The sequence below is a fragment of the Vibrio sp. S/42/10 genome (assembly GCF_029890535.1).
In the GTDB taxonomy this organism is placed as follows: domain Bacteria; phylum Pseudomonadota; class Gammaproteobacteria; order Enterobacterales; family Vibrionaceae; genus Vibrio; species Vibrio cyclitrophicus.
Genome location: NZ_JAKMZC010000002.1, coordinates 117432 through 138583 on the forward strand (window position 1 = coordinate 117432; position 21152 = coordinate 138583).

The 21152-nt window shown below is 44.3% G+C and carries 17 protein-coding genes and 2 pseudogenes; 10 read left to right on the top strand and 9 right to left on the bottom strand.

The window, feature by feature from the left end; genetic code table 11:
• Nucleotides 1–188: 188 nt before the first annotated feature.
• Both L8S15_RS02890 and add read right to left on the bottom strand, forming a co-directional pair.
• A complete protein-coding gene (locus L8S15_RS02890) occupies nucleotides 189–752 on the bottom strand; it encodes a sugar O-acetyltransferase (RefSeq protein WP_010431927.1) in 564 nt (187 codons plus the stop codon).
• Nucleotides 753–905: 153 nt separating this feature from the next.
• Complete coding sequence (add, locus tag L8S15_RS02895) at nucleotides 906–1904, bottom strand: adenosine deaminase (RefSeq protein ID WP_010431924.1); 999 nt, start codon at nucleotides 1902–1904, stop codon at nucleotides 906–908.
• A gap of 120 nt (nucleotides 1905–2024) precedes the next feature.
• Between add and L8S15_RS02900 the strand changes: the two genes are divergently transcribed.
• From L8S15_RS02900 to L8S15_RS02920, 5 genes are all read left to right on the top strand, one after another.
• Nucleotides 2025–2972: a LysR substrate-binding domain-containing protein gene (locus L8S15_RS02900; RefSeq protein WP_010431921.1), complete on the top strand. Its 948-nt coding sequence runs from the start codon at nucleotides 2025–2027 to the stop codon at nucleotides 2970–2972.
• Nucleotides 2973–3094: 122 nt separating this feature from the next.
• Nucleotides 3095–4549 carry a glutathione synthase gene (locus tag L8S15_RS02905; protein WP_016789960.1) on the top strand — a complete coding sequence of 485 codons (1455 nt, stop codon included), beginning with the start codon at nucleotides 3095–3097 and terminating at the stop codon, nucleotides 4547–4549.
• Between the two features lie 199 nt (nucleotides 4550–4748).
• Nucleotides 4749–5267: a TetR/AcrR family transcriptional regulator gene (locus L8S15_RS02910; RefSeq protein ID WP_010431914.1), complete on the top strand. Its 519-nt coding sequence runs from the start codon at nucleotides 4749–4751 to the stop codon at nucleotides 5265–5267.
• Nucleotides 5264–6319, top strand: coding sequence for an alcohol dehydrogenase family protein (locus L8S15_RS02915; protein ID WP_010431911.1), 1056 nt, complete (start codon nucleotides 5264–5266; stop codon nucleotides 6317–6319). Before L8S15_RS02910 ends, L8S15_RS02915 begins: the two co-directional genes overlap by 4 nt.
• A 241-nt stretch (nucleotides 6320–6560) precedes the next feature.
• Nucleotides 6561–7676 (top strand): HDOD domain-containing protein, encoded by a 1116-nt coding sequence (locus tag L8S15_RS02920; RefSeq protein WP_016784375.1) that lies wholly within the window; start codon nucleotides 6561–6563, stop codon nucleotides 7674–7676.
• 110 nt (nucleotides 7677–7786) lie between these two features.
• Here the strand turns inward: L8S15_RS02920 and L8S15_RS02925 are convergent, their stop codons facing one another.
• The 4 genes from L8S15_RS02925 to L8S15_RS02940 all read right to left on the bottom strand — a co-directional run bounded on the left by L8S15_RS02925 (nucleotide 7787) and on the right by L8S15_RS02940 (nucleotide 11917).
• Nucleotides 7787–8185: a DUF1090 domain-containing protein gene (locus L8S15_RS02925; protein ID WP_016784374.1), complete on the bottom strand. Its 399-nt coding sequence runs from the start codon at nucleotides 8183–8185 to the stop codon at nucleotides 7787–7789.
• Between the two features lie 187 nt (nucleotides 8186–8372).
• Nucleotides 8373–9881 (bottom strand): SgrR family transcriptional regulator, encoded by a 1509-nt coding sequence (locus L8S15_RS02930; RefSeq protein WP_280571979.1) that lies wholly within the window; start codon nucleotides 9879–9881, stop codon nucleotides 8373–8375.
• A gap of 10 nt (nucleotides 9882–9891) precedes the next feature.
• Nucleotides 9892–10902 carry a Gfo/Idh/MocA family oxidoreductase gene (locus L8S15_RS02935; RefSeq protein WP_016787427.1) on the bottom strand — a complete coding sequence of 337 codons (1011 nt, stop codon included), beginning with the start codon at nucleotides 10900–10902 and terminating at the stop codon, nucleotides 9892–9894.
• A 115-nt stretch (nucleotides 10903–11017) separates the two neighbouring features.
• Nucleotides 11018–11917, bottom strand: coding sequence for a homocysteine S-methyltransferase family protein (locus L8S15_RS02940; RefSeq protein ID WP_050613091.1), 900 nt, complete (start codon nucleotides 11915–11917; stop codon nucleotides 11018–11020).
• 242 nt (nucleotides 11918–12159) lie between these two features.
• Here L8S15_RS02940 and L8S15_RS02945 point away from each other — a divergent pair.
• Nucleotides 12160–12862: pseudogene (locus L8S15_RS02945) on the top strand (lipoate--protein ligase).
• Nucleotides 12863–13010: 148 nt separating this feature from the next.
• Here the strand turns inward: L8S15_RS02945 and L8S15_RS02950 are convergent.
• The gene (locus tag L8S15_RS02950) at nucleotides 13011–13829 is read right to left on the bottom strand and encodes an SDR family NAD(P)-dependent oxidoreductase (RefSeq protein ID WP_010431869.1); all 819 of its coding nucleotides are present in this window, start codon (nucleotides 13827–13829) and stop codon (nucleotides 13011–13013) included.
• Between the two features lie 324 nt (nucleotides 13830–14153).
• Nucleotides 14154–16226, bottom strand: a pseudogene (locus L8S15_RS02955) (alkyl sulfatase dimerization domain-containing protein).
• A 197-nt stretch (nucleotides 16227–16423) separates the two neighbouring features.
• On the opposite strand from L8S15_RS02955, the gene L8S15_RS02960 reads away from it, so the two are divergent.
• On the top strand, nucleotides 16424–17326 hold the full coding sequence (locus L8S15_RS02960; protein WP_280571980.1) for a LysR family transcriptional regulator: 903 nt from the start codon (nucleotides 16424–16426) through the stop codon (nucleotides 17324–17326).
• 86 nt (nucleotides 17327–17412) lie between these two features.
• Here L8S15_RS02960 and L8S15_RS02965 read toward each other — a convergent pair whose 3' ends face one another.
• Entirely contained in the window at nucleotides 17413–18255 is an 843-nt protein-coding gene (locus L8S15_RS02965; protein ID WP_010431864.1) for a DMT family transporter, read from the bottom strand.
• Between the two features lie 254 nt (nucleotides 18256–18509).
• Between L8S15_RS02965 and L8S15_RS02970 the strand changes: the two genes are divergently transcribed.
• The 3 genes from L8S15_RS02970 (at nucleotide 18510) to L8S15_RS02980 (ending at nucleotide 21086) form a co-directional block, all read left to right on the top strand.
• A complete protein-coding gene (locus tag L8S15_RS02970; protein WP_010431863.1) occupies nucleotides 18510–18899 on the top strand; it encodes a VOC family protein in 390 nt (129 codons plus the stop codon).
• A 51-nt stretch (nucleotides 18900–18950) separates the two neighbouring features.
• The gene (locus tag L8S15_RS02975) at nucleotides 18951–19475 is read left to right on the top strand and encodes a hypothetical protein (RefSeq protein ID WP_280571981.1); all 525 of its coding nucleotides are present in this window, start codon (nucleotides 18951–18953) and stop codon (nucleotides 19473–19475) included.
• Between the two features lie 171 nt (nucleotides 19476–19646).
• Nucleotides 19647–21086 carry a 6-phospho-beta-glucosidase gene (locus L8S15_RS02980; protein ID WP_010431861.1) on the top strand — a complete coding sequence of 480 codons (1440 nt, stop codon included), beginning with the start codon at nucleotides 19647–19649 and terminating at the stop codon, nucleotides 21084–21086.
• The last annotated feature ends 66 nt before the right edge of the window (nucleotides 21087–21152 follow it).

Here is a 21152-nt window from a genome sequence, read left to right on the forward strand (position 1 = left end):
TGGCTTTCCCAATCATGGTGACGTTGGAGCTACATCTGTTCGAAAAAATTATCATGAGTTTATTTCTATCTAAGTGTAGCTAAATTACGAATTTTGATAGGGGGGAAGGGCATTATCATCATTAAACAATCATATAGAAGAAAAGCCACAGCGTTCGCTGTGGCTTTGTTTGCTCCGAGAGCAGTTAGCTATCGTCTTTGCTCAGTATTCAAATGTCGAATCAACTTGGCTGGCGTGCCTCCGTATAAGCAGTCTGGTGGCACATCACTATTGACCACAGAGTTCGCTGCGATAACAGAGCGAGCACCAATCGTCACGCCTTGGTTAATCACCGAGTTTCCGCCAATCCAGACATCATCTTCGACTGTAATAGGTAGACAAAACGTTTCCCACTTACGGCGACTGAGGTGATCCAATGAGTGAGAGGCTGTGTAAAATTGAGCACTTGGCCCCACCAATACATTGTTACCAATTCTGATATTGGCGCCGTCAAGCATGACAACATTCATGTTGATAAAGGTGTTGTCACCGATCTCAATGGTTTTACCAAACTCGCAATGAAAAGGAGGTCGGACAACGCTGCTGCCTACTTTCCCAAATAGATTAGCTTGAAGGCTTGGCTGCTGAGTATCGTCTGAACATTGATTGAAGTCTGACAGAGCCTTGCTCGCGTGAGTGCGCATGTGGTCTATCTCATGGTCTGCGCCATCAAAAATTTCACCGGATAGCATTTTTTGGAGTTCTGTTTTCATTGTTTGCATCTCACTAGTCAACATGGGTATTAGAATACGGAGATACAGACATAAAAAAAGAGAAAAGCCTAAGCCTTTCTCTTCCTGTTTTGTGCCTTTAAGCACTAATGCTAAGTGAGCCCAGCTATTCAGCAAAAGGCGCGCTTTGTTAAATTAGATTTGCTTAACGAAACCCATTAGGTGTTGTTTCACTTCGTCTGAAGCAAAAGCGCTCTCCACAGAGTATTTGTAGATCTCTGCGTAGTCTTCTTTTGTTAGACCGAAAGTTTCACACACACGCTTCACTTCGTTGGTCATAGTGGTGTTCGACACAGTGCGGTTATCTGTGTTGATAGTGACAACGATGCCGTCTTTCTTGAATTCAGCAATTGGGTGGTCGCTAAATTTGTGAATACATTTGGTTTGAACGTTACTTGTTGGGCAAGTTTCAAGCGCAACCTGCTTCTCTTTAACGATGTTGTATGCGTCTTCGTTTCCTTGGATGTGAACACCGTGGCCGATACGCTCAGCATCAAGCATTGTCACTGCATCGTAAACGTTTTGACCATGCCATTGCTCACCAGCGTGCACGGTAATACGGTACCCTTTATCAAGAGCGTATTGCGTGTATTCTGGGAATTCAGCACAGAAGCCTGGCTTTTCACCGCCAGCGATATCAAACGCCACTACACCTTTACCTAGGTAAGGGTGGCCTGCGTCGATTACGTCTTTGATAGAGTCTTTAGGGAACATACGAAGTACAGACATGATGTAGTTGCCCTTGATGTCGTATTTCTCTTCAGCACGCTTCATGCCTTTAACTGCACTAGCGATGATTGCATCGAGAGATAGACCTTTGTTTACGTGCAGAATCGGTGCAAAACGAACTTCTAGGTACTTAACGTTTTCTAGTGCAGCGTCTTCGTAAAGCTCAAAAGAGATACGTTCAATTGCTTCTTCAGTCTGCATTACTTGCAATGGTAGGCTGAAACAAGCTAGATACTCATCTAGGTTTTTGCAATCTTCTGGCACCGTTAGAGATTGAACAACCGCGTCGCGATCTTCAGGTAGTTCGATATTGTACTGTTTTGCTAGGTCAATAATCGTATCTGGGCGAACACTTCCGTCTAGGTGGCAGTGCAAATCAATCTTTGGTAGTGCTAGAAAATCCATGAGTAATCCTTAATTCTATTATTATTTGAGCGTGTTAACTCACATACACTAAATTTACCAAGACAATGATATGATTTAAAGTGACAAATAATCATCATTAACCTGAATTTAGGGAATATCATGGTAGATGTTAAAAGCTTACTTAAATGCGATATGAATTTGCTGCTTTGCTTACATGTTCTGATTGAAGAGCGCAGTGTGAGTAAAACGGCAGAGCGACTCTTTTTAAGTCAGTCTGCGGTAAGTAAACAGCTCACCAAGCTCAGAGCTTTGTTTGATGATCCTCTTTTTGAACGCGAGTCAAAAGGTCTGTTTCCAACCCCGAAAGCGACTTCTCTTGCGCCTAAGATTCATCAAATTCTTTTGCAAGTTGAGCAGCTAACTGTACCGGATATTTTCGAGCCAAAAGACAGTGAACGGACTTTTAATATCGATCTTGTCGAAACCGCTTATACCGCAATTTACCCTAAATTCATGCCTAACGCGCTGTCAGATGCGCCGAATATTACGGTAAACAGCACGACTTGGAGTAGCGAAACCTTTAAGCGCTTATTAAAGCGTGAGGTCGATTTTGGGATTGGGATTTTTGAGCTCGATGAAAGGGCGAGTACCCATATTCAAAATATCCCTGCCGAGCTAAACCATGTCGAATTGCTGCAAGATTACTCTGTATGTTTGATGCGAAATGATCATCCAGTGCTTCAAGAAGAGTGGAACCTGCAAGCCTTCCTTAAATATCGTCATATTCAGTTAGTGACCGGTGGTGTTGGCGACTGGCTGCTACTTGAAATTTTGCAAGCCAAACAGCTCCAAATCAATAAAGCCGCCAACGTGTCGGACATCACCAGCGCAGTAAAACTGTGTAAACAAAGCGATTTACTGATGTGTTATCCGTACAACTCGGTTCGTGACTATATTGAGAGTGGTGAGTTGGTGATGAAGCCGATTCCTATTGAGTTAGTTCCCGGTGGCTTGTTTCTGCTTTGGCACCGTTACTTTGACTCTGAACCAAGTCACAAATGGCTTCGAGACCTGATAGTCAATAAGACCCAAGATACCCAGATGTGAATCATTAACTCGAACACTCAAAGAAATGAAATATTTTTCGTTTTTATTCGTCTTTCTAGAATGGGCATCGTCTTAGTAGAGTGCTTAATCTGAGTTAATAGTGAGAAACCAAAATGAATCCAATGCTAACGTCATTGATTCCGCAACAAATTATTGAAGACGCGTGTGAGTGGGCAATCATGCACGGTGTCGCTTTTCGTCAGTCTGACAATACCGCGAGGCATTGTCCTTTCAGTATTGCGCCAATGACAATGGAGCGCGAGGTTTATGATCACTTGCGCCGAGTCACTCCGCTTATCACTAAGTTGATCAGTAACGTGTCGGAAGATCATGATTTTTTACAGTCATCATTGAGCGATATGGCTCAAGCCGATCCGTTCTTTGGTCACTTGATGGAGTTGCATCAACAAGCCCATGGCAGTGTGGATGAGCGCTTGAATCCTGCCCGTCAGCCACTGTTGTTGATGCGTACTGATTTTATGGACGATCGCCAACACGGTGCAAAAGTGATTGAGTTTAATGGTATTGCTGCAGGGATGGCTCCGTTTGGTCAACGTGCAACAGAATTTCACTCATTCATGCAAAACCAATGGCCAAACGTTTATAACCATTGGTTGGAAGAACCGTCAGCAACACCGGCTGAAAACCAAGGCTTAACCCAGTTGGCTTATGGTATCGCTAGTGCTGCAAAGCAAGTTAAAGCGGAATTCAATGAACAAGGCAAACCGATTTCCTTGATGGTGGTACAGAAGAACGAAGACAATGTTTATGACCAACACCTACTTGAAGTTGAGTTACAAAAACAGGGTGTTCGCACGGTTCGCCGTACCTTCGATCAATTGAGCTCTCAGCTCTCAACGGGCGATAACCAACGTCTGCTTTTGCAAGATGTTGGTGCAGTCGATGTTGTGTACCTAAGAGCGGGTTATCAGTATTCAGACTACTGGGCGCCTGAGCTTAATGAATCCGTTTGTTGCGACACGCTAAGTCAGACGCGTTTGTTCATCGAACAACACCATGTCGCTGTGAATGCTACCTTCAGCCAACAGCTAGCAACCAGTAAAACCATGCAGATGCTCCTAACCATGATGCCTGTATCAGAATACGCTCGTTGGGGGTTAACGCTAGAAGAAGCTAAATTGGTGAAAAGTGTTTTAGCAGATATGAAACCAATCACCAGCGAGTCGATTGAATGGTTTAACACACAAGCTGATAAGCAAGAATGGGTGCTGAAAAACCAAGGTGAGGGCGGCGGCCATTGTGTGTTCGGTGACGATATCAGCGAGCAACTTAGTCGACTTAAGCCAGAAGAGTACGACGCGTGGACACTCATGCAGCGCTTGTACCCACATGAGCGAGATATGCCAACTATTGCGGTGAGAGACACTCAACAAACACTCGTGACAGACCTAGTCAGCGAAGTCGGTCTATTTACCGCTTACTACCAAGGTAGGCCAGTGACCGAACTTGACGGCTACGCGGGCTATTTAATCCGCAGTAAGCCAGCCAGCGAAAATGAAGGCGGGATCCACAGTGGAAAAGGCATTTTAGATTCTTTAACACTGATTGAATCCTAATTTGACTAAGCAATAATCTAGTGGTTTTGATAATTGAAATCCCGCATCTACTAATTGGATACGGGATTTTTTGTTTTACAGGACAACAAAAAGATCTCATTGACATGGGTAGAATGTTCGCTCTACCATATGGGTAGAGCAGTTATTCTACCTATCCCTGTTACTTACTACGATTGGTATTCAGTATTAAGAGAGCACTATGTTAAGAGAACAGATTGCAGCAAGTCTTGAAGTGGCGTTTAGCCAACAAGGTTTTGCTGAGCCGAGTGTGGCTCAACTAAAAACGGCGTGTAATGTCAGCCTACGTACGCTCTATAAACATTTTCCATCGAAAGAGGCGATGATAGTGGGCGCCTTAGAGCACCGTCATCACCGTTACCTAAATTTTCTATTAGAAAATGTACCTGCAGGTGGCCTTGAGTCGATGCTTGATATCTTCAACAAGTTACAACAGTGGATGGAAGAGTATGCGCCGCACGGTTGTATGTCGATGAATGCGATGGCGGCTTTTCCTGACAACGAGATAATTAACCAAGCTGTTACTGAACATAAACGAGAAGTAAAAACACTTCTGGGTAAGCAGAGTCAACGAGATGATCTTGCTTCAGAGCTTTTTCTACTTCATGAAGGTGTATCAAGCGCGTGGCCAGTATTAGGCGAAGAAGCCGTTACATCAGCACAGAATATGGTGACAAAATTACTCAAGGAAACACGATGAAATTCGAATTACCAAAAACAATGAAAGGCGTAGAGATGTTAGGACACGGCGGAGCAGAAATGCTTGGTTACCGTGAAGATATCGCTGTTCCTGAAATAGAACCTAATGAAGTGTTGATCAAAGTGATGTCTGCGGGCGTGAACAATACGGATATCAACACTCGAATCGGCTGGTACTCAAAAAGTGATGACTCAGACGACGCAAGTTGGTCGGGTGAAGCGTTGCAGTTCCCTCGCATCCAAGGTGCTGATGTATGTGGTTTCATCGTGGCGGTCGGCAATGAAGTCTCTGCTGATCGCATTGGAGAGCGTGTTCTTATCGAACCTTGTTTGACTGAAGTGTACGGACGAGATTTACCACAACCATGGTATTTCGGTTCGGAATGCGATGGTGGTTTTGCTGAATACACCAAAGTGGCGGCGAAACACGCTTATGCGGTGAACAGCACCATGTCGGATGTTGAGCTAGCGTCTTTCCCGTGCTCTTACTCGACCGCAGAAAATATGCTAACCCGTGCCAACGTAATCGAAGGTGATCGCGTGCTTATTTCTGGCGCATCGGGTGGTGTGGGCTCGGCTGCTATTCAACTAGCCAAAGCTCGTGGCGCTTATGTTATTGCCATTACTAGCCCAAGTAAAAACCAACAGTTACTTGAATTGGGTGCTGATGAAGTGGTTGCTCGTGATGCTGATCTGGTTAAAGCGTTAGGCGCAAACAGCGTCAATGTGGTTATCGACTTGGTTGCCGGTGACAAGTGGCCTCAGTTCCTTGAAGTACTGAAACCCCATGGCCGTTATGCCGTATCTGGCGCAATTGGTGGCGCTATGGTCGAGCTCGATGTACGAACTTTGTATTTGAAAGATTTAAGCTTCTTCGGTTGTACTGTGCTGGAGCCTGAAGTGTTTCAAAACTTAGTTAATCGAATTGAACAACAACAGATTAGCGCGATAGTTGCGGAGTCGTATTCCCTTGTTGATATTCATACAGCACAAGAGGAATTCTTGAAAAAAAAGCACGTCGGCAAGATTGTTCTGGAAGTGGCTCAACGCTAACGTTATAGAGATTCACGGTTCAAATATAGGCAAGAACGAGTACATGTTACCTGCTCGTTCTTTTCGTTTGGGAGAAGGTGAAATAGAGGTGGGTCTGGTTTTAAGGCTTGTGAGTATCTGATCTTATACAGCTAAAAAATAAGTGATTGATTTATCACTGTGTGGTTTATGAGTTATCTGTGCAATAATCACTGCTGTTATATATCCCGATCTGTTTTATATCCATCTAGGAGCCGTATTGATGTTTAAAAGGGTATTGCAGGCACTATTTTCCCCTTTTGTTTCTAATCAAAGTAAGCAAAATGATTCATCAAAGAGTGTCTCTCAACAAAGCGTTTCTTCTGATTCCGTTCTTGAGCAAAGCACTGCACCATCTCATTCTTCTATTTTTGTTCCGTCCTCATCGGCTCATGAACCATCACTCATTGTTGATAAAGCAATAAGCTTGCACGATGCTGAGTTTCTTGATTACTTATTTGGAGAGTCTCGCCTGCGAACGGAGTCAGATCCGTTTAGTGACTTTGTTGCTTGTCAGATCGAACGTTTGATTCGCTCTCCAAAAGCCTTGCTTAATGAATTGCCAGTGATGCCAGCCTCTGTGACCACATTAATGGCAGAATTACAGAGTGACGAATTTGATGTAGATGCTCTGTTGAAAGTAATTGAGCGAGAGCCGAGTATGGCTGCCGATGTAATTAAACTGGCTAACAGTGCTTTCTACAAACGCAGTGAAAAACAGGTAACCGACCTAAAAACAGCATTCCTAAATATGGGTTCTCAAGGACTTGTTGAAGGGGTTGTGAATAGCTACATGAAGAACTTCACGCCGGGCAACAATATTTACTGGCGTCATTTCGGTGAGAAAATTTGGAATCACAGCGTTCAAACCGCGTCTTTTTCTAAGGAGTTGATGAAAGATTCTTCATCTCAAGAAGATCAAGCGGCGGCGTACTTTGTTGGGTTGATTCGCAACTTAGGCAAGATGATCATTTTCCAAATGATGGTTGAAGCCTTCAAGCATGTAGATCCTTCTGTTCCGCCTAACTCGTTAGCGTTGAAGCGCCTGATGAACAGCTACTCTATTCGTCTGACTTATACCATAGCTAAGTTCTGGGAGTTGCCAGAATCTGTGCTGACGGTGATTGGTTACCAAGAGTCGAGCCGATATGAATGCACGCCACTTGGTCAAGCTGTGTTTGAAGCTAACTACTTGAGTGAGTTGTTTTATTTACTAGAAGAACAAACGATTGAAGTCGAGCAGTTTAAGCGCAGATGCAAAGAGACCCTAACTTTGCCTGCGGCATACAACGTGGCCAACCGTATCTATAAAGAGTCTGAATTGGCGCTGGTGGGATAATAACGACTGGCGTTGGCTAGATTGGTTCTTGAGGTTGCCATAAAGCGGTATTTTCTAAATGGTCTAACTAAGCAGTAAAGCAGTGAGACCATTTCTGTATCTAGCTTCGATTAAGGGATCTCAGTCAGTTCTTGCTTCAATTTATCGGTTTTACGCAGTTCTTTTTCGATCTTACCCTCATATTTTCGAATCTTATCCGCTCTATCGTCTTGTTTTGCTTCTTCTAAGTCGGCTTGGTATTCAGCTAAATCTTGTTCATTGGATTCAATCTTCTCACGCAGATCATCCTTCAAACCTTCATTGGTGCAGTTCTCTTTCGCCGCTTTCAACGCTGTGGTTAATCGCTCCACTTTGTACTGATTGTCGTACTGCTCAGCCTTCTTTATTTGATATTCGATCTCACAGAATTTCTTTTCACAGCCTATAAGCGCATCGCATTGGGTACTCGCCATGCTGTTAAAAGAGAGCGCGCAAAGAAACAATAATGGGCCTTTTAAGTGTCGAGTCATGGTTTACCTTCTCACTGGTTTATTTAGCTTGAGCTTATTTTGTTTTTACTGTTCTCAAGCTTACCTTGGTTGAGACTAATTTAGCCTAGCCTCATGTCTATATTACTTTAGCACCTGATAATGACGCTATTGGCAGCTGAATGTTAAAGATAAGTCTTTGTGCCCAATGATTTCTTTCAGGTCTTACTCAGAAGTGGCTAATCCACAATTGGTCGAGTTCGCACCAACCGAATCCATTTACTTGCGCGCCGTGTATCTTTTCAGAAACCTCTAAGTTGAACGCCTCTTGCTTGAGCTCAACCACAACCCCAGAGTCATTCAACCAATGCTTGAGTTCCAACAGTGCATTCATCGCTAACTCAAAGTTGGGCTGGTTTGTTATTGAGGTTAAGCCTTGTTCGATTCTGTCTATCATCTCAGTAGGCAGTGCTAAGTCCTCAAAGGGAAAGCGAGTGAAAAAGCTTAACCACGAAGTGAAGGTGTCGTTCTCATCAATAATGCTGCATAGCGCGACATCTTTGGTAGTTAGGTAGTGTCCATATTTCACGTTGGTTTTGCTGTCGCCGGATACTGACAATTGCTCGAAAAGGGTTTGGCATTCAGAGGTGTCTTCAACAGTGAATTCACGAACGGTTTTCGACAACATCGGGCTTTGAATCTTGAAGAAGGTTGAGCCGAAATCCGGTTGGGAAGAATGGTCATCGCCACACACAGTGACCGTCTTTTCGGGCAGTTTTACGCACACCTGATTTTGAGCGCAAGCTTTGCTCTGTGCCCATTCCGGATAGACCCACAACTCGACTCGATTGAGAATCGGAGTGCTGTGTGAATACGTGCTATTACGGCTTAATCTCAACATCTTGCTTGAGAATATGTCTAGTGAGAACGCGCCAGATCCAATCAGCCTATCAGTCGGTGATGAGTGATCAAATACGGAGGCTTCAACTCTGGCAAGTAAGCGCGGTAAATGCCAATCCGGTTGATTCAACTTCACGACAACCACATTACCAGCCGAAGCAGAAACCTCATCAATATGCTGATAGCAGCGACGCCATATTTTGCTTTGAATTAGCGAGTTAAGATTGCGTGCTATGTCTTGAGGTTCGAGTGTTCTGCCGTTATGGAACTGAACGCCATTGCGAATTTGAAAGTGCCATTGCGTAGCGTCTTGATTAGGGTGCCAATGATACGCCAAATCGCCGCTGAGTTTGCCGTGTTGAACGGTGGTTAGGCGCTGGCAAACTTGCATCACTAAGAAACGTTCGGTGCGTCTAAGCACTCGTTGAGGATGAAGTGCTTCGAGTTCTCGGTGAAAGGGAATGTACGCGACGTTCTGCGCAGATTGATTAGCGCTGTTTAGAAAGGCTTGCAGTTCTGCGCCTGCATTGCGGCCGTTGAAGCTTAAGGTGCTAAACACTTGTTCTATGTTGCCCGTATCGGCTTGGGTTTGTGCGTATTGGTAACACGCCTCAATGGGCTCAACCAGACACATCAGTTGTGCTTTCTTGCTTCGGCCTGAGCTTGCTTGCCACTCAATCCAACCTTGTGCTGTCATTACTTTGAGTAAGGTTTGAACGTGACGTTCACTTACATGCAGCAGCGTGGCCAGTTGGTTGATCTGACAGTGTGATACTCCTGGCCCAAAAGCCTGAAATATCTTTTCATACAGTTCAAGCTTGCGCTTAAGGTTGCCCAATTTGCTTTTCCTAACGACGAGGTTGAGTTAAATGTTTATAGCCAGAGTCAATGAGTGCTTTTTCCATCGTATCGAGCACTTGAAAGGTTATCTCTGGGTTTAGGATATCGGACTCAGTTTTGCCTTGAAGGACTAACTCTGAAAAATGGTCAATTTCAAACTCGAATCCATTGCCCGTCACTCGTTTGTTGATGGTCGACTTCTGCCCTTGATGTTCAATCTCAATAAAGGCCGGATTCCACCATTTTTCGTGAATGGTGATCTTAGTGTCGGGCCCAGTCAAGTGTGCTGATCGGGGAAGGTTTTGCACCGTTGATGCCGATATCTTACCGTTCATACCACCAGAGAAGGTAAAGCACGCATCGGTATCAACATTCGCCCCCTCATACAGGCATGACACCTCTACTTGAGGTTTTGAAGGGTTAACACTCAGAGTTCGACACAGGTCGTAGAAGAACCAAAGCCCGTAGACCCCAACATCGAGCGTTGCTCCACCTGATAACTCTGGGTTGAAGATAAATAACTCTGGGTCATAGTCGTGATGGTTACCAAAGCTGGCTTCGATTGAGTCTATCTGAATGTTGTTGTCGACCAAGAATGATTGGAGCTCACGATACGCGGGAAACACCACGGTCTTCATCGCTTCTAGCAGCATCACGCCATTTTGTTTCGCGAGAGCTTTCATCTCAAGCCAATCAGCAAGGTTAGTGAAAGCTGGCTTCTCGACCAATACGTGCTTATTGTTCTTTAGAAATAACTCGGCAAGTGGCTGGTGGTATGGGTGAACGGTGGCGATGTAAACCGCTTCTACTGCTGGATCATTCGCCATCTCCTCATAAGAGTCATAAGCCTTAGCGCAACCAAATTTATTCGCGAACGTGGCTGCGCGTTTATGGTCTCTCGCGGCAACCGCATAAAGTTCACCACGCAGACAGTGCTCTGTTACAGAGGTTGCGAATCGATTGGCGATGTTGCCTAGCCCTGCGATGCCCCATTTAATTTTTCGTTGCGTGTCGTTCATCAGTTGCTCCAAATCGTTGTTTTGTATCAGTGTACTCAGAGACGCCACATACAAATAGAGAACAGATTTCTCAACCTGTTCTCTATTTATCTAGATTGTTGTCGTGATGTTATTATTAGCTCTGTATGGAACGTTTCCAATCCGCCAAAACTTGAATGTGTTTTGGACCGATGCCACAACAGCCACCGACGATATTCGCGCCCAGTGCGTGCCAACGTTTGGCGTAAGTTAGATAACCTTGACCATCCAGTTCACGCATTTCTTGAAGCATGTCGTTTGCTTTATGTTCGCTGCTGATAGGTGCAAAGTTATTGGCGTAGACACCAATTTCTAAACCACTACCTAGCTCATCAATCACTTTCTTCGCCTCAATGATCGCTTGATCCATCACTTCAGGCACTGAACAGTTAAACATAATGCCTTTCGCGTTTGATTGGCAGGCAAGTTTAATGGCATCCGCTACGCTCTCTCCAGAGCGAATGTTCGCAAAATCGCCCTTGGTATCTTCCAAACTGAATGCGTAGTAACACGGCTTATGTGAGTGCTTGAGTACCGCGTGAATTGAGTCGAATTCTTGCAGGCTACAAATCGTTTCCGCTATCCAAAGGTCGATGTTTGGATCTTGAGCATCGTAAAGCGTTTGAATGATTGGTGCTGCTTCTTCTACCTTGAACAAATCTGGTCGGTAGCTGCCAAACGGCGGTGGAATCGCGCCCGCAACTTTCACTGTGTGAGGAGCATTATCAGCAACCGCCTTCGCCAGTTCGCCAGATAGCGCTGCTAGTTCAAAACCTCGTTGCTCGAAGAGCGATTCACCCAAATGAAAAGGTACACATGCGTAACTATTGGTGATCAGGATTTCAGCGCCAGCATCGACAAAATTTTGATGCGCTTGGCTAACAAGATCAGGGGCTTCAATCAGAGCTTGAGCGCTCCAAAGCGGTTGAGAGAATGGCGCGCCAATTTCTTTGAGTTCTCGGCCCATGCCGCCATCAAGTATGGTTAGTGTTTTCATATTTAATACTATCTAAAACAGTTGCTGAAGTTCTGCCGCCACCATATCAGACAACCTTGTCAGACAGAAGCCATCAAAGTGGAAGTAGTTTAGCTAAATCAATACATCTCAATAATTAAAGGAAAAAGGGCTGGAGGGGTAATTGGTGCTATGCTGCATTGGGTTTCAAAGGTATGTTTATCTCATCAACCATCCCAGAACGCTAAATACTAAGTCACCACAATCTGTAGAGGAAAAGTGCATTGAAGTTAACGAATAAACTCGTACGTTACCCGCACATTGATGTTGATCGTGCGTTTGAAAAAAGAAGCTGAATTATTGCAGCAAATACAGGCGGGTGAGATTGGACAAGCCTTAATGCTGTGGCAAGCAAAAACGCCAACGCTCGTTTTACCCGCAGGTAAAAAGTGGCCAGTGACGATAGAGTCTAGAAAGCAACTCGCGGAACAAGGCTGGCAACTCACTTCTCGAAAAACGGGTGGCGCTCCCGTTCCCCAACTGCCGGGGATCATTAATCTGTCGCACATTTACCATTGGCCTCGTGATGAAGCCTACAACATCCAAACAGCGTATCGACATTTATGCGATGTCTTAACCCAGTTTTTTAAAGAGCTGGGCATTGGTGTGGATGTACACGCAACCCCTGGCTCTTATTGTGATGGTGACTACAACCTCAATATCAATAAACAAAAAATAGTGGGTACTGCGCAACGTGTATTGCTTAAACAAGGGGGTGGCCAAATCGTACTTTCTCAAGCTTGTATCTTGTTAGATGTAGACCTAGAGAACATCGTTGAGCCCGTGAATTTTTATAATCAAATTTGCGGGAATCCAACTGTGGTGGATGCGCAGGTTCATACTCCGTTGTCCGCGCATTTGACGACCCTCCCCAACGTAGACTCACTCTTTCAGCAATTAAGCCAAGCTTTCATCAAGCATGCGTAATGCCGTTATTTCGTTAACGCTATGCCAATTTGTTGGGAGAGGAACCATTTCAATTTTACCTAAACAATCGATGAAGTTCTCTCGTCAAGATATCGGTGAGTTTGGGGTTTTGGAGCGCTCCTAAATATGGAACACTCCTTGTATCTGGCTAGCGAGAGTAGAGGTGTTCTGCAATCAACTGGTCTATGGTGGTCACCAGTTTGTGGTTTTTGTCTGTGTCTAAAGCATCAGAGTGAGGGTCTTTAAATAGCCCTGAGTCATTATCAAAATACTTCCCAGAAGCGTTGGAAAACTCATCAGACAATGCCGCTCTAGATAAAATGTCAGCACCAATACCTAGGTCATTTCCTTCCAACCCGTAGGCATCTTTGACTAATTTACTGCCAAGGAATGAAGCTGGATTGACAGGAATAATCGATGGTCCGTTAGCTCCGATTTTGTGAGCGAGGCTGATAGACCACATTGTGAGGGCTAACTTGCTTTGCGCATAAATAGGGCCATCTAACTCTCCTGCGTTTGAGCTGGTCATCAGATCAAGATCTACAGGGGCCTGTGCTGCTGAAGATAAGTTGACGATGCGACCAGAGGAATCAAAAAGTGGAAGTAGTAATTGTGTGAGTAGGTAGGGGGCAATCGTGTTAACGACGAATCGAACGTCTAGATTATCCTGAGTTGTGATCTTATCTACCTTATAAACGCCAGCGTTGTTAATCAGTACATCAAGTTGTTTGTGCGCTGAGTTGATCTGCTGTGCGAGTTCCTTTACATCTGCCAGGGAAGATAGATCAGCAATATAACTTTCGATGACTGCGTTTTTAGAGAGCCTGGATAAACTGGTTTTTACCTTATTCAGTTTCGCAGGGTTGCGTCCATGAATCAGGATATGGTGTCCTTGCTGAGCCAACATTCTTGCTGTCTCTAAACCTATACCATCTGTCGCGCCTGTGATCATGATTTTTTTTTGCATCTTTCTTCCTTTGAAACGTTGTCCGTGCAACTTTTATAACAAAGTTTGACCGCACAAAATTTCTATTGGTTCACATGCTGGGACTAAGAAAGGGTATGAATTGTGTTGTAAGTGAGAAATATGACAATACAGAGGCCCATAAAGAGACCGCCTGGGTGCTGCTACTTTATGATAGTTGATTGGAAAGTATAGGAAATGAAGCACTGCTTTATTCTTTGATAAGAAAGCCTCAACTAAATGAATTAGCTGAGGCTTGGTCGGTATTAGCCTTGTGATAGCCTATATTGGCTTCGTTGACGTTATTATAATGCTGTTATTTAGACCTTAATGAGCGTGTACAGCTGAATCTTGGTATAGCTCAGCGTCGACTTCTTCACCTTTGTTCGGGCGAGGCACAATCTCAAAAGAGGTATCAGCTTCAGTGAGAGAAGACAATAGTTTGTTAAGAGACGACTTGTCGCCTTTCACACCTGCTTGCCTTGCTTCCATCAGCTTATTGAGTGTCGTTCTCTTCAGTACGATGTCAGACACATCTGATTTGTTGATGATCAGTGTAGTATCTGCATCTTGTAGGTCTGATACTTGAATGTTGTTCAGGTTACCGTTAGACATTTCAACGTAGTAGAACTCTTTCACATCAGGTAACTGAATGTTCATCGTAAATGGCGTGTTTTGAGCCTTCAATGAATCCACTTTTACCGCTAAGTAATCCAACAAGTTCTCAATGGTCATGTTAGCCAATACATCCGGTGATGCTGTTTTTGGTGCGCCCGGCTGTGTGCCAATACGAAGCTCTTGAGCGCCCGTTAGGTAGATGTTTCTCCAACCTGCACCTTCTGATTGATAACCCAATTGCTCGTAAGTATCGGCCAATAAGCCACGTGCAACTTTGTTCTCCGGTTCAGCTTGAATCACCTTATTCAGTGCTGTTGCAACGAAGCGGTATTCACCTTCTTGGAAATCTTGCTGTGCTTTTTCAATCACAGCGTCGCTACCGCCCATGTACTCAACAAACTTCACCGATTCTGGTTCTATCGGCAGCGGGTTTAGGTTGGCTGGGTTCATATCAAAGTAGCCAAGATACATGTTATACACAGCGCGAGCGTTGTGCGAGTAAGTGCCATGGTAACCATTGGTGTGCCAAGATTGTTGAATACTGTCTGGCATCACTTTGTAGATCTCGTCACCGATGTCTTGTAAAACCACCCCATTATTCGCTAGGCGCAGTGTTTGGTTATGAGTAAAGCCGTACGCGTCACGCTGCATTTTTAGGTAATCAGAGATCTCTTGCTCTCCCCAAACTGGCGCTGAATGAGAAGCAAACAGCACCTCTGTTTCTTAGCCCCATGTCACTAGCATCTCGTTGATTTTCTTAGACCACTTCAAACCATCACGTACTTTTGCACCGCGCAGCGTGTACAGGTTATGCATGCCTTGGTAGGTCAGTTCGCCTGTCCAAAGAGCTTTCATGCTTGGGATGTAAGTGACCATTTCTGATGCCGCTTCGGTGCCTGATGCATCCATGAATTGCATTTCTAAGCCGTCAATAACTAGCGTTTCAATTTCTTCGTTATGGTTCAGCTCGTAGTCTGGCAGTACGTAAGTAATGCTACCTGTTGATAGGCCTTTCGATAATGCCGCATCAACAATACCGTGTTCATGTCGGTTCAACGTAGCACCGTATTGATAAGCAGTACGTCGAGACATCGCATTACCTGCCAATACGTTCTCGTCTACGATTTCTTTGGTAATATTTTTCGAACCGTACACTTTCACATCTGGGTAAGCGTCTTTAATCGCTCTTGCGCCACCAAAGTGATCAGCGTGTGAGTGTGAGTAGATCATTGCGACAACAGGCAGTTCACCGCCATCAGGCACATTGCTCTTGAAGAATTTGAGTGATTTAGCGGCTGCTTCTTTGGTGAGAAGAACGTCATAGGCGATCCAACCATTGTCACTGCGGATGAAAGAAATAGACGCTAAGTCTGCACCTCGTACTTGGTAAACCTTACCTGGAACAACTTCATACAAACCTTCAGCTGCTTGGTTTAGTACTGCTTGGCGCCATAATGATGGATTAACTGAATCAGGTGCTTTGTCTGCGTTTGTGACACTTGGTTCGATAAAGTTGAAACTGTTACGGATGATGTCGCCTGTTTCTTGGTCGAAGCTTGCGATTAGACCTCTGTTGTTATTGTCGAACGCTCGGGTGTCTGAGAAGTTGAGCGTTTTCGCAAATTCTTGGTTGGCTTGTGTTGTCATTTTAGTCGCGTCTTTGCCACCTTGGTCGCCAATGTCACTAAAGTGTGCATGGTCATGATTTGCAGCAATAGCAGGAAACGCTAGAGAGATTGCAAGGAACAGTGAAGCATTTTTGAAAGTGCGTGAAGTTGTCATTAGAGCCTCTTCAATTCGGGGAATTGTTTCGTTGAGAGGATTATATGGCCGTCAAACATAGCAAAAAATAAAGTAAACTTTAGTTAATACATCACGAAATGTTATGTATAAGCTAAGCTTTAGTGATAAACAGAATTTAGAGTGTGATTTTCTAGCCAGTAGCCAGATAGAAAGGTTTGTTAATAAGGAGTTCGTTTGTGAGTGACGTTGAAAAGTTAGATTTAAACTTGCTGAATGTGTTTTTAGAAGTGTATCGGTTGAAGTCGATAACTTTGGCATCTGAGTCTCTGGGTATGACACAGCCGGGTGTGAGTGGCGCACTCAAGCGATTGCAGTCTCAGTTAGGCACCGATCTTTTCATCAGAGAGGGGCGAGGGATCAGTCCCACGAATGCTGCAACGCAATTAGCACTTAGAATTGAACCTGCGTTAGACGGAATCTCAAGCGCTGTAAGTTCATTGCAACAGTTCGATAATCAACAACATCATGTGTTTCGAATTCTGGTTAATGAGATAGGTTTAACCAAGCTTCAACCTCTTGTAGAAAAAGATAATACTCTTGGAAATATCTCTATTGAGTTCAATATGGTACCGAATAACGAAGAAGATTTGCTTCAGAGTTTAAGTATGCAGCAAGCAGATTTAGCGATCGATATCCACTACCCACAAGTTAATGGGTACATGAATCAGCAAGTCATTGAGGATAGGTTGGTGTTGATCGCTCGCCAGGGGCATCCAAGAATTGATGGTTCAGTCACTGAAGCTCAATATTACGATGAAAAGCATGTGACTTTTAGGATGCGTCGCTCTCGTCTGTACACTGCAGATTACTTTACTAAGCAGGCTATCAAACCGAGAAAAGTGAGTTCTGAGTGTGATTCATTGATGATGATGTGTGTGTTAGTTTCTGGCTCTGATTGTGTTGGTAGTACTTCTCGTGACTTCGCTAACCAACTTGCAGAGCGATTCCAACTTCAAGTACTTGAGCAACCGTTTGAGGTGTTGCCGATGCAGCAATATATGATTTGGCATAAAAGAACGGAGTCGAACCTTGCTCATCAGTGGTTGAGGAACAAGATTCAACAATACATGGCTGATTAGCCGTGGATCAATTATCTGTTGTCGATTAGCTTTTATAGCGGTTCAAGCATGCATTGTTGAGGTGTTATGGGTTCATTGGTCACTGATTAGCGAGCAGCTCTCGCAGCACGTTTTTGTTTTGCGCTCTCTATCATCTTAGAAGGTGTCATACCTGTCACTAACATGGTGCCAGTGATTACCAGAATTGAACCAGTAATCGTATTGATGCCAATTGCTTCACCTAAGAATAAGTTACCCCAGAGAATACCAAATACCGGAATGATGAAGGTAACGGACAGGGCTGAAGGTGCGCCGAGTTCAGAAACTAGATTGAAGTAAAGCAGGTAAGCAAGTCCAGTACACACCGCGCCCAGTAAGATAACCGATGTGGTAATAGTTAGATCCGGAGCCTCTCTCATAGGAATGAAAAAGATGAACGGCAACACGATCAATACCGCAGCCCACATGCTGCCATGAGCATTATTGAATGCCTCAACTTTAGGTGCTTGTTTGGTATAGTTTGAAGCTATTCCGTAGCTAAACGCGGCCATCACCGCAGCACAAATCGGAAGTACAGCCTCATGGCCAATGTTTATCGCATCCCAACCAACGAGTACTCCTACTCCCGCTACCCCAATCCCAAGTCCTACTAGAACTCTCGCCTCGAGTGCTGTTTTAGTCCATATCGCACCAATGATTGCCGCCCATATTGGCGCGGTAGAATTCAAGATGGCTAGGGTCGAAGCGTTAAGTGTTTGCGCGGCATAAGCGAACAGTAAAAAGGGAACTGCGGTATTAAACAGCCCAAGAATAAAGAAGTGTTTAGCATGAGTGTTGAACGTCAGCTTTTTTCTTAAATACAAAGACACCAACATTAGCGTGATTGCTGCAAACAGTACTCTTGCTTCAATTAACACTGCTGGGCCCAATGGATTAGCGGCAATTCTCATGAACAGAAACGAACCGCCCCATATCGCAGCGAGAGTTATTAATTTTAGAAAGTTCACGGCTTATATCTCAGAATGTGTAAAACCCGACTATGGAGGAAAGATAACTATTACACAAACATAGATACCAATACTGTGCAGTTATGGACATAAAATCGAGTCCGTTAATCAGGAACAATTTCGATGAATTTCGTTCTGTTTATAGTTCCTTATTTGATGAGTAATCTAGCGTTAGACATCAAACTTAGGCAAACAAAATGAAGATTGAACACATCGCAATTTGGACCAAACAACTTGAAGTTCTGAAGCTATTTTATGAAGATTATTTTGGCGCGACATCGAACTCAAAATATCACAACCCAACTAAAGGGTTTTCTTCCTACTTCCTCTCATTTGAAACTGGAAGTCGTTTAGAGATTATGGAAATGGATTCTGTCCCTGAATCGAAAGACGACATCTATGATCAGTTCACAGGCTTCATTCATATGGCGATTTCACTAGGGTCTGAACAAGCGGTCGATGCACTGACTCAAAGTTTGGTCGAAGATGGCTATGAGCGCTTAGATGGCCCAAGAAGAACAGGTGATGGCTATTATGAGAGCTGTGTACTCGATCCGGATGGTAATCGCTTGGAGCTTACCGTTTAATAGAAGGCGCTTGAATAGCGTTTAATTCACTAACGGAACTGAGGTATTACAATGATGAAGCGTACTTTGACTTTCCTTTTTAGTCTTGGGCTTATGGGATGTGTTACCTCAGCTCTGGTGTATGAGAAGAAGCCAGGTGCGAAGCCTGACTCGTCACAACCCATTGGTTACCTTGGCTTTAAAGCTCACCAAGAGTGGGCGATTCAATTCAATGATTGTACGGTCTACGATTTAATCGGTGCGCAACCTTACCAGTGGTTTGATCGCACTTCAGCCTCTGTGAGCTGTTATACGTTTAAGCTAATCGATGCCATCGAGCCATTATCAGTCTATGCCGACGCAAATTTCGACAGCAATAAGCTAACCCCGATTAACCGCTTTAAAGAGCTGCAGGTATCAGAGTCAGGCTGGGGCAACTTTCCTGTCGTCTATGAGACCAGCGGCACCAATTGGCTGAGAGTTAAGGAGGGTTGGATTCACCTCACACTAGAGGATCAGACGCTCGTTCAGTTCTACCCAGGAACTCAAGACCAATTTGGCAAATCACAGCATGATCAGTATTTTGAGCAGCATTGATTGTAACGCTGACTTTTGATTAGTCTTTAGTTCGATCAAAAAAAGATCCATTAATTATTGTTGAAACCGGTTTCAGGGTGTATCTTTGTTCTATGTTGAAATCGGTTTCAGGGCTGCAATAGGCTCTCTAATCCTGATCTGTTTCACGAATAACTTGTAGCGAGTAATGGTATGAACAACGAATTTCCAAACGATTTTTTATGGGGCGGTGCAGTTGCGGCGCATCAGCTAGAAGGTGGCTGGGATGCGAATGGTAAAGGTGTCAGTGTTGTTGATGTATTAACAGCAGGCGCTCATGGTGTACAACGTCGAATTACCGATGGTGTGATTGATGGCGAAAATTATCCAAACCAAGTCGCAGTGGATTTCTACCATCGTTACAAAGAAGACATTAAGTTATTCGCTGAGATGGGTTTTAAGTGTTTCAGAACCAGTATTGCGTGGACACGCATTTTCCCAAATGGCGATGAATCAGAACCCTGTGAAGCGGGTTTAGCGTTTTACGATGATCTGTTTGATGAACTACTGAAATACGGCATTCAGCCAGTGGTAACACTGAGCCATTTTGAAATGCCTTATCACCTAGCCAAAGAATACGGCGGTTGGATGAACCGTAAAGTGATCGACTTCTTCGTTAAGTACTCGACCACAGTGATGGATCGCTACCAGCACAAAGTGAAGTATTGGATGACGTTTAATGAGATCAACAACCAGATGAACACCTCGGCAGACATCTTCGGTTGGTTGTGCTCTGGCGTGAAGTTTCCACAATGCGAAAAGCCTCAACAAGCCATGTATCAAGCGGTTCACCACCAGTTTGTGGCGAGTGCTTTGGTGGTTAAGAAAGGTCACGAGATCAACCCAGATCTGCAAATCGGTGCGATGTGTGCGATGGTGCCTTTTTACCCTCGCTCGTCAAAGCCGGAAGACATTATGCTGGCGCAGCAAGCGATGCGTGATCGTTACTTCTTCTCGGATGTGATGGTTCGCGGCCACTACCCAAGTTACGCAAAACGCGATTGGGCAATCAAGGGCTTCAACATTGATATGCAGCCAGAAGATGAACAGATCTTAAAAGAGGGTAAAGCGGACTATTTAGGCTTTAGCTACTACATGTCGAATACTTTAGATTCTTCTTCTCATCAATCCACAGAAGAGGCAATGGACGGCGGTCATGAAAACTCGGTCGATAACCCGTTCATCCAGTCTAGCGATTGGGGCTGGCCAATTGATCCAACGGGTTTACGTTTCTGTTTAGCTTCTCTGTATGAACGTTATGAAGTGCCATTGTTCATCGTTGAGAATGGTTTTGGCGCTGTTGATACCATTGAAGAAGATGGCAGCATTAATGATGACTATCGTATTGCTTACCTTTGCGACCACATCAAAGAGATGAAAAAAGCGGTTGCGATTGATGGCGTTGATCTCATGGGTTATACCCCTTGGGGCTGTATCGATTTGGTGTCGTTTACCACAGGTGAGATGAAAAAACGCTACGGATTCATTTACGTAGATAAGCACAATGACCAATCTGGTTCATTGGAACGCAAACGCAAGAAGTCGTTTGAGTGGTATAAAGGTGTGATTGCATCTAACGGTGCCACTATTTAGAATGCGATTCGCCTTACTGTTATGTGGTTTGTAAACTGCATAATAGTTAGTTAACAATGAATTAGC

Coding starts and splice junctions, on each gene's coding strand:
- L8S15_RS02890 (WP_010431927.1), bottom strand. CDS start 752: ATGAAAACAGAACTCCAAAAAATGCTATCCGGTGAAATTTTTGATGGC.
- add (WP_010431924.1), bottom strand. CDS start 1,904: ATGGATTTTCTAGCACTACCAAAGATTGATTTGCACTGCCACCTAGAC.
- L8S15_RS02900 (WP_010431921.1), top strand. CDS start 2,025: ATGGTAGATGTTAAAAGCTTACTTAAATGCGATATGAATTTGCTGCTT.
- L8S15_RS02905 (WP_016789960.1), top strand. CDS start 3,095: ATGCTAACGTCATTGATTCCGCAACAAATTATTGAAGACGCGTGTGAG.
- L8S15_RS02910 (WP_010431914.1), top strand. CDS start 4,749: ATGTTAAGAGAACAGATTGCAGCAAGTCTTGAAGTGGCGTTTAGCCAA.
- L8S15_RS02915 (WP_010431911.1), top strand. CDS start 5,264: ATGAAATTCGAATTACCAAAAACAATGAAAGGCGTAGAGATGTTAGGA.
- L8S15_RS02920 (WP_016784375.1), top strand. CDS start 6,561: ATGTTTAAAAGGGTATTGCAGGCACTATTTTCCCCTTTTGTTTCTAAT.
- L8S15_RS02925 (WP_016784374.1), bottom strand. CDS start 8,185: ATGACTCGACACTTAAAAGGCCCATTATTGTTTCTTTGCGCGCTCTCT.
- L8S15_RS02935 (WP_016787427.1), bottom strand. CDS start 10,902: ATGAACGACACGCAACGAAAAATTAAATGGGGCATCGCAGGGCTAGGC.
- L8S15_RS02940 (WP_050613091.1), bottom strand. CDS start 11,917: ATGAAAACACTAACCATACTTGATGGCGGCATGGGCCGAGAACTCAAA.
- L8S15_RS02950 (WP_010431869.1), bottom strand. CDS start 13,829: ATGCAAAAAAAAATCATGATCACAGGCGCGACAGATGGTATAGGTTTA.
- L8S15_RS02965 (WP_010431864.1), bottom strand. CDS start 18,255: ATGAGAATTGCCGCTAATCCATTGGGCCCAGCAGTGTTAATTGAAGCA.
- L8S15_RS02970 (WP_010431863.1), top strand. CDS start 18,510: ATGAAGATTGAACACATCGCAATTTGGACCAAACAACTTGAAGTTCTG.
- L8S15_RS02975 (WP_280571981.1), top strand. CDS start 18,951: ATGATGAAGCGTACTTTGACTTTCCTTTTTAGTCTTGGGCTTATGGGA.
- L8S15_RS02980 (WP_010431861.1), top strand. CDS start 19,647: ATGAACAACGAATTTCCAAACGATTTTTTATGGGGCGGTGCAGTTGCG.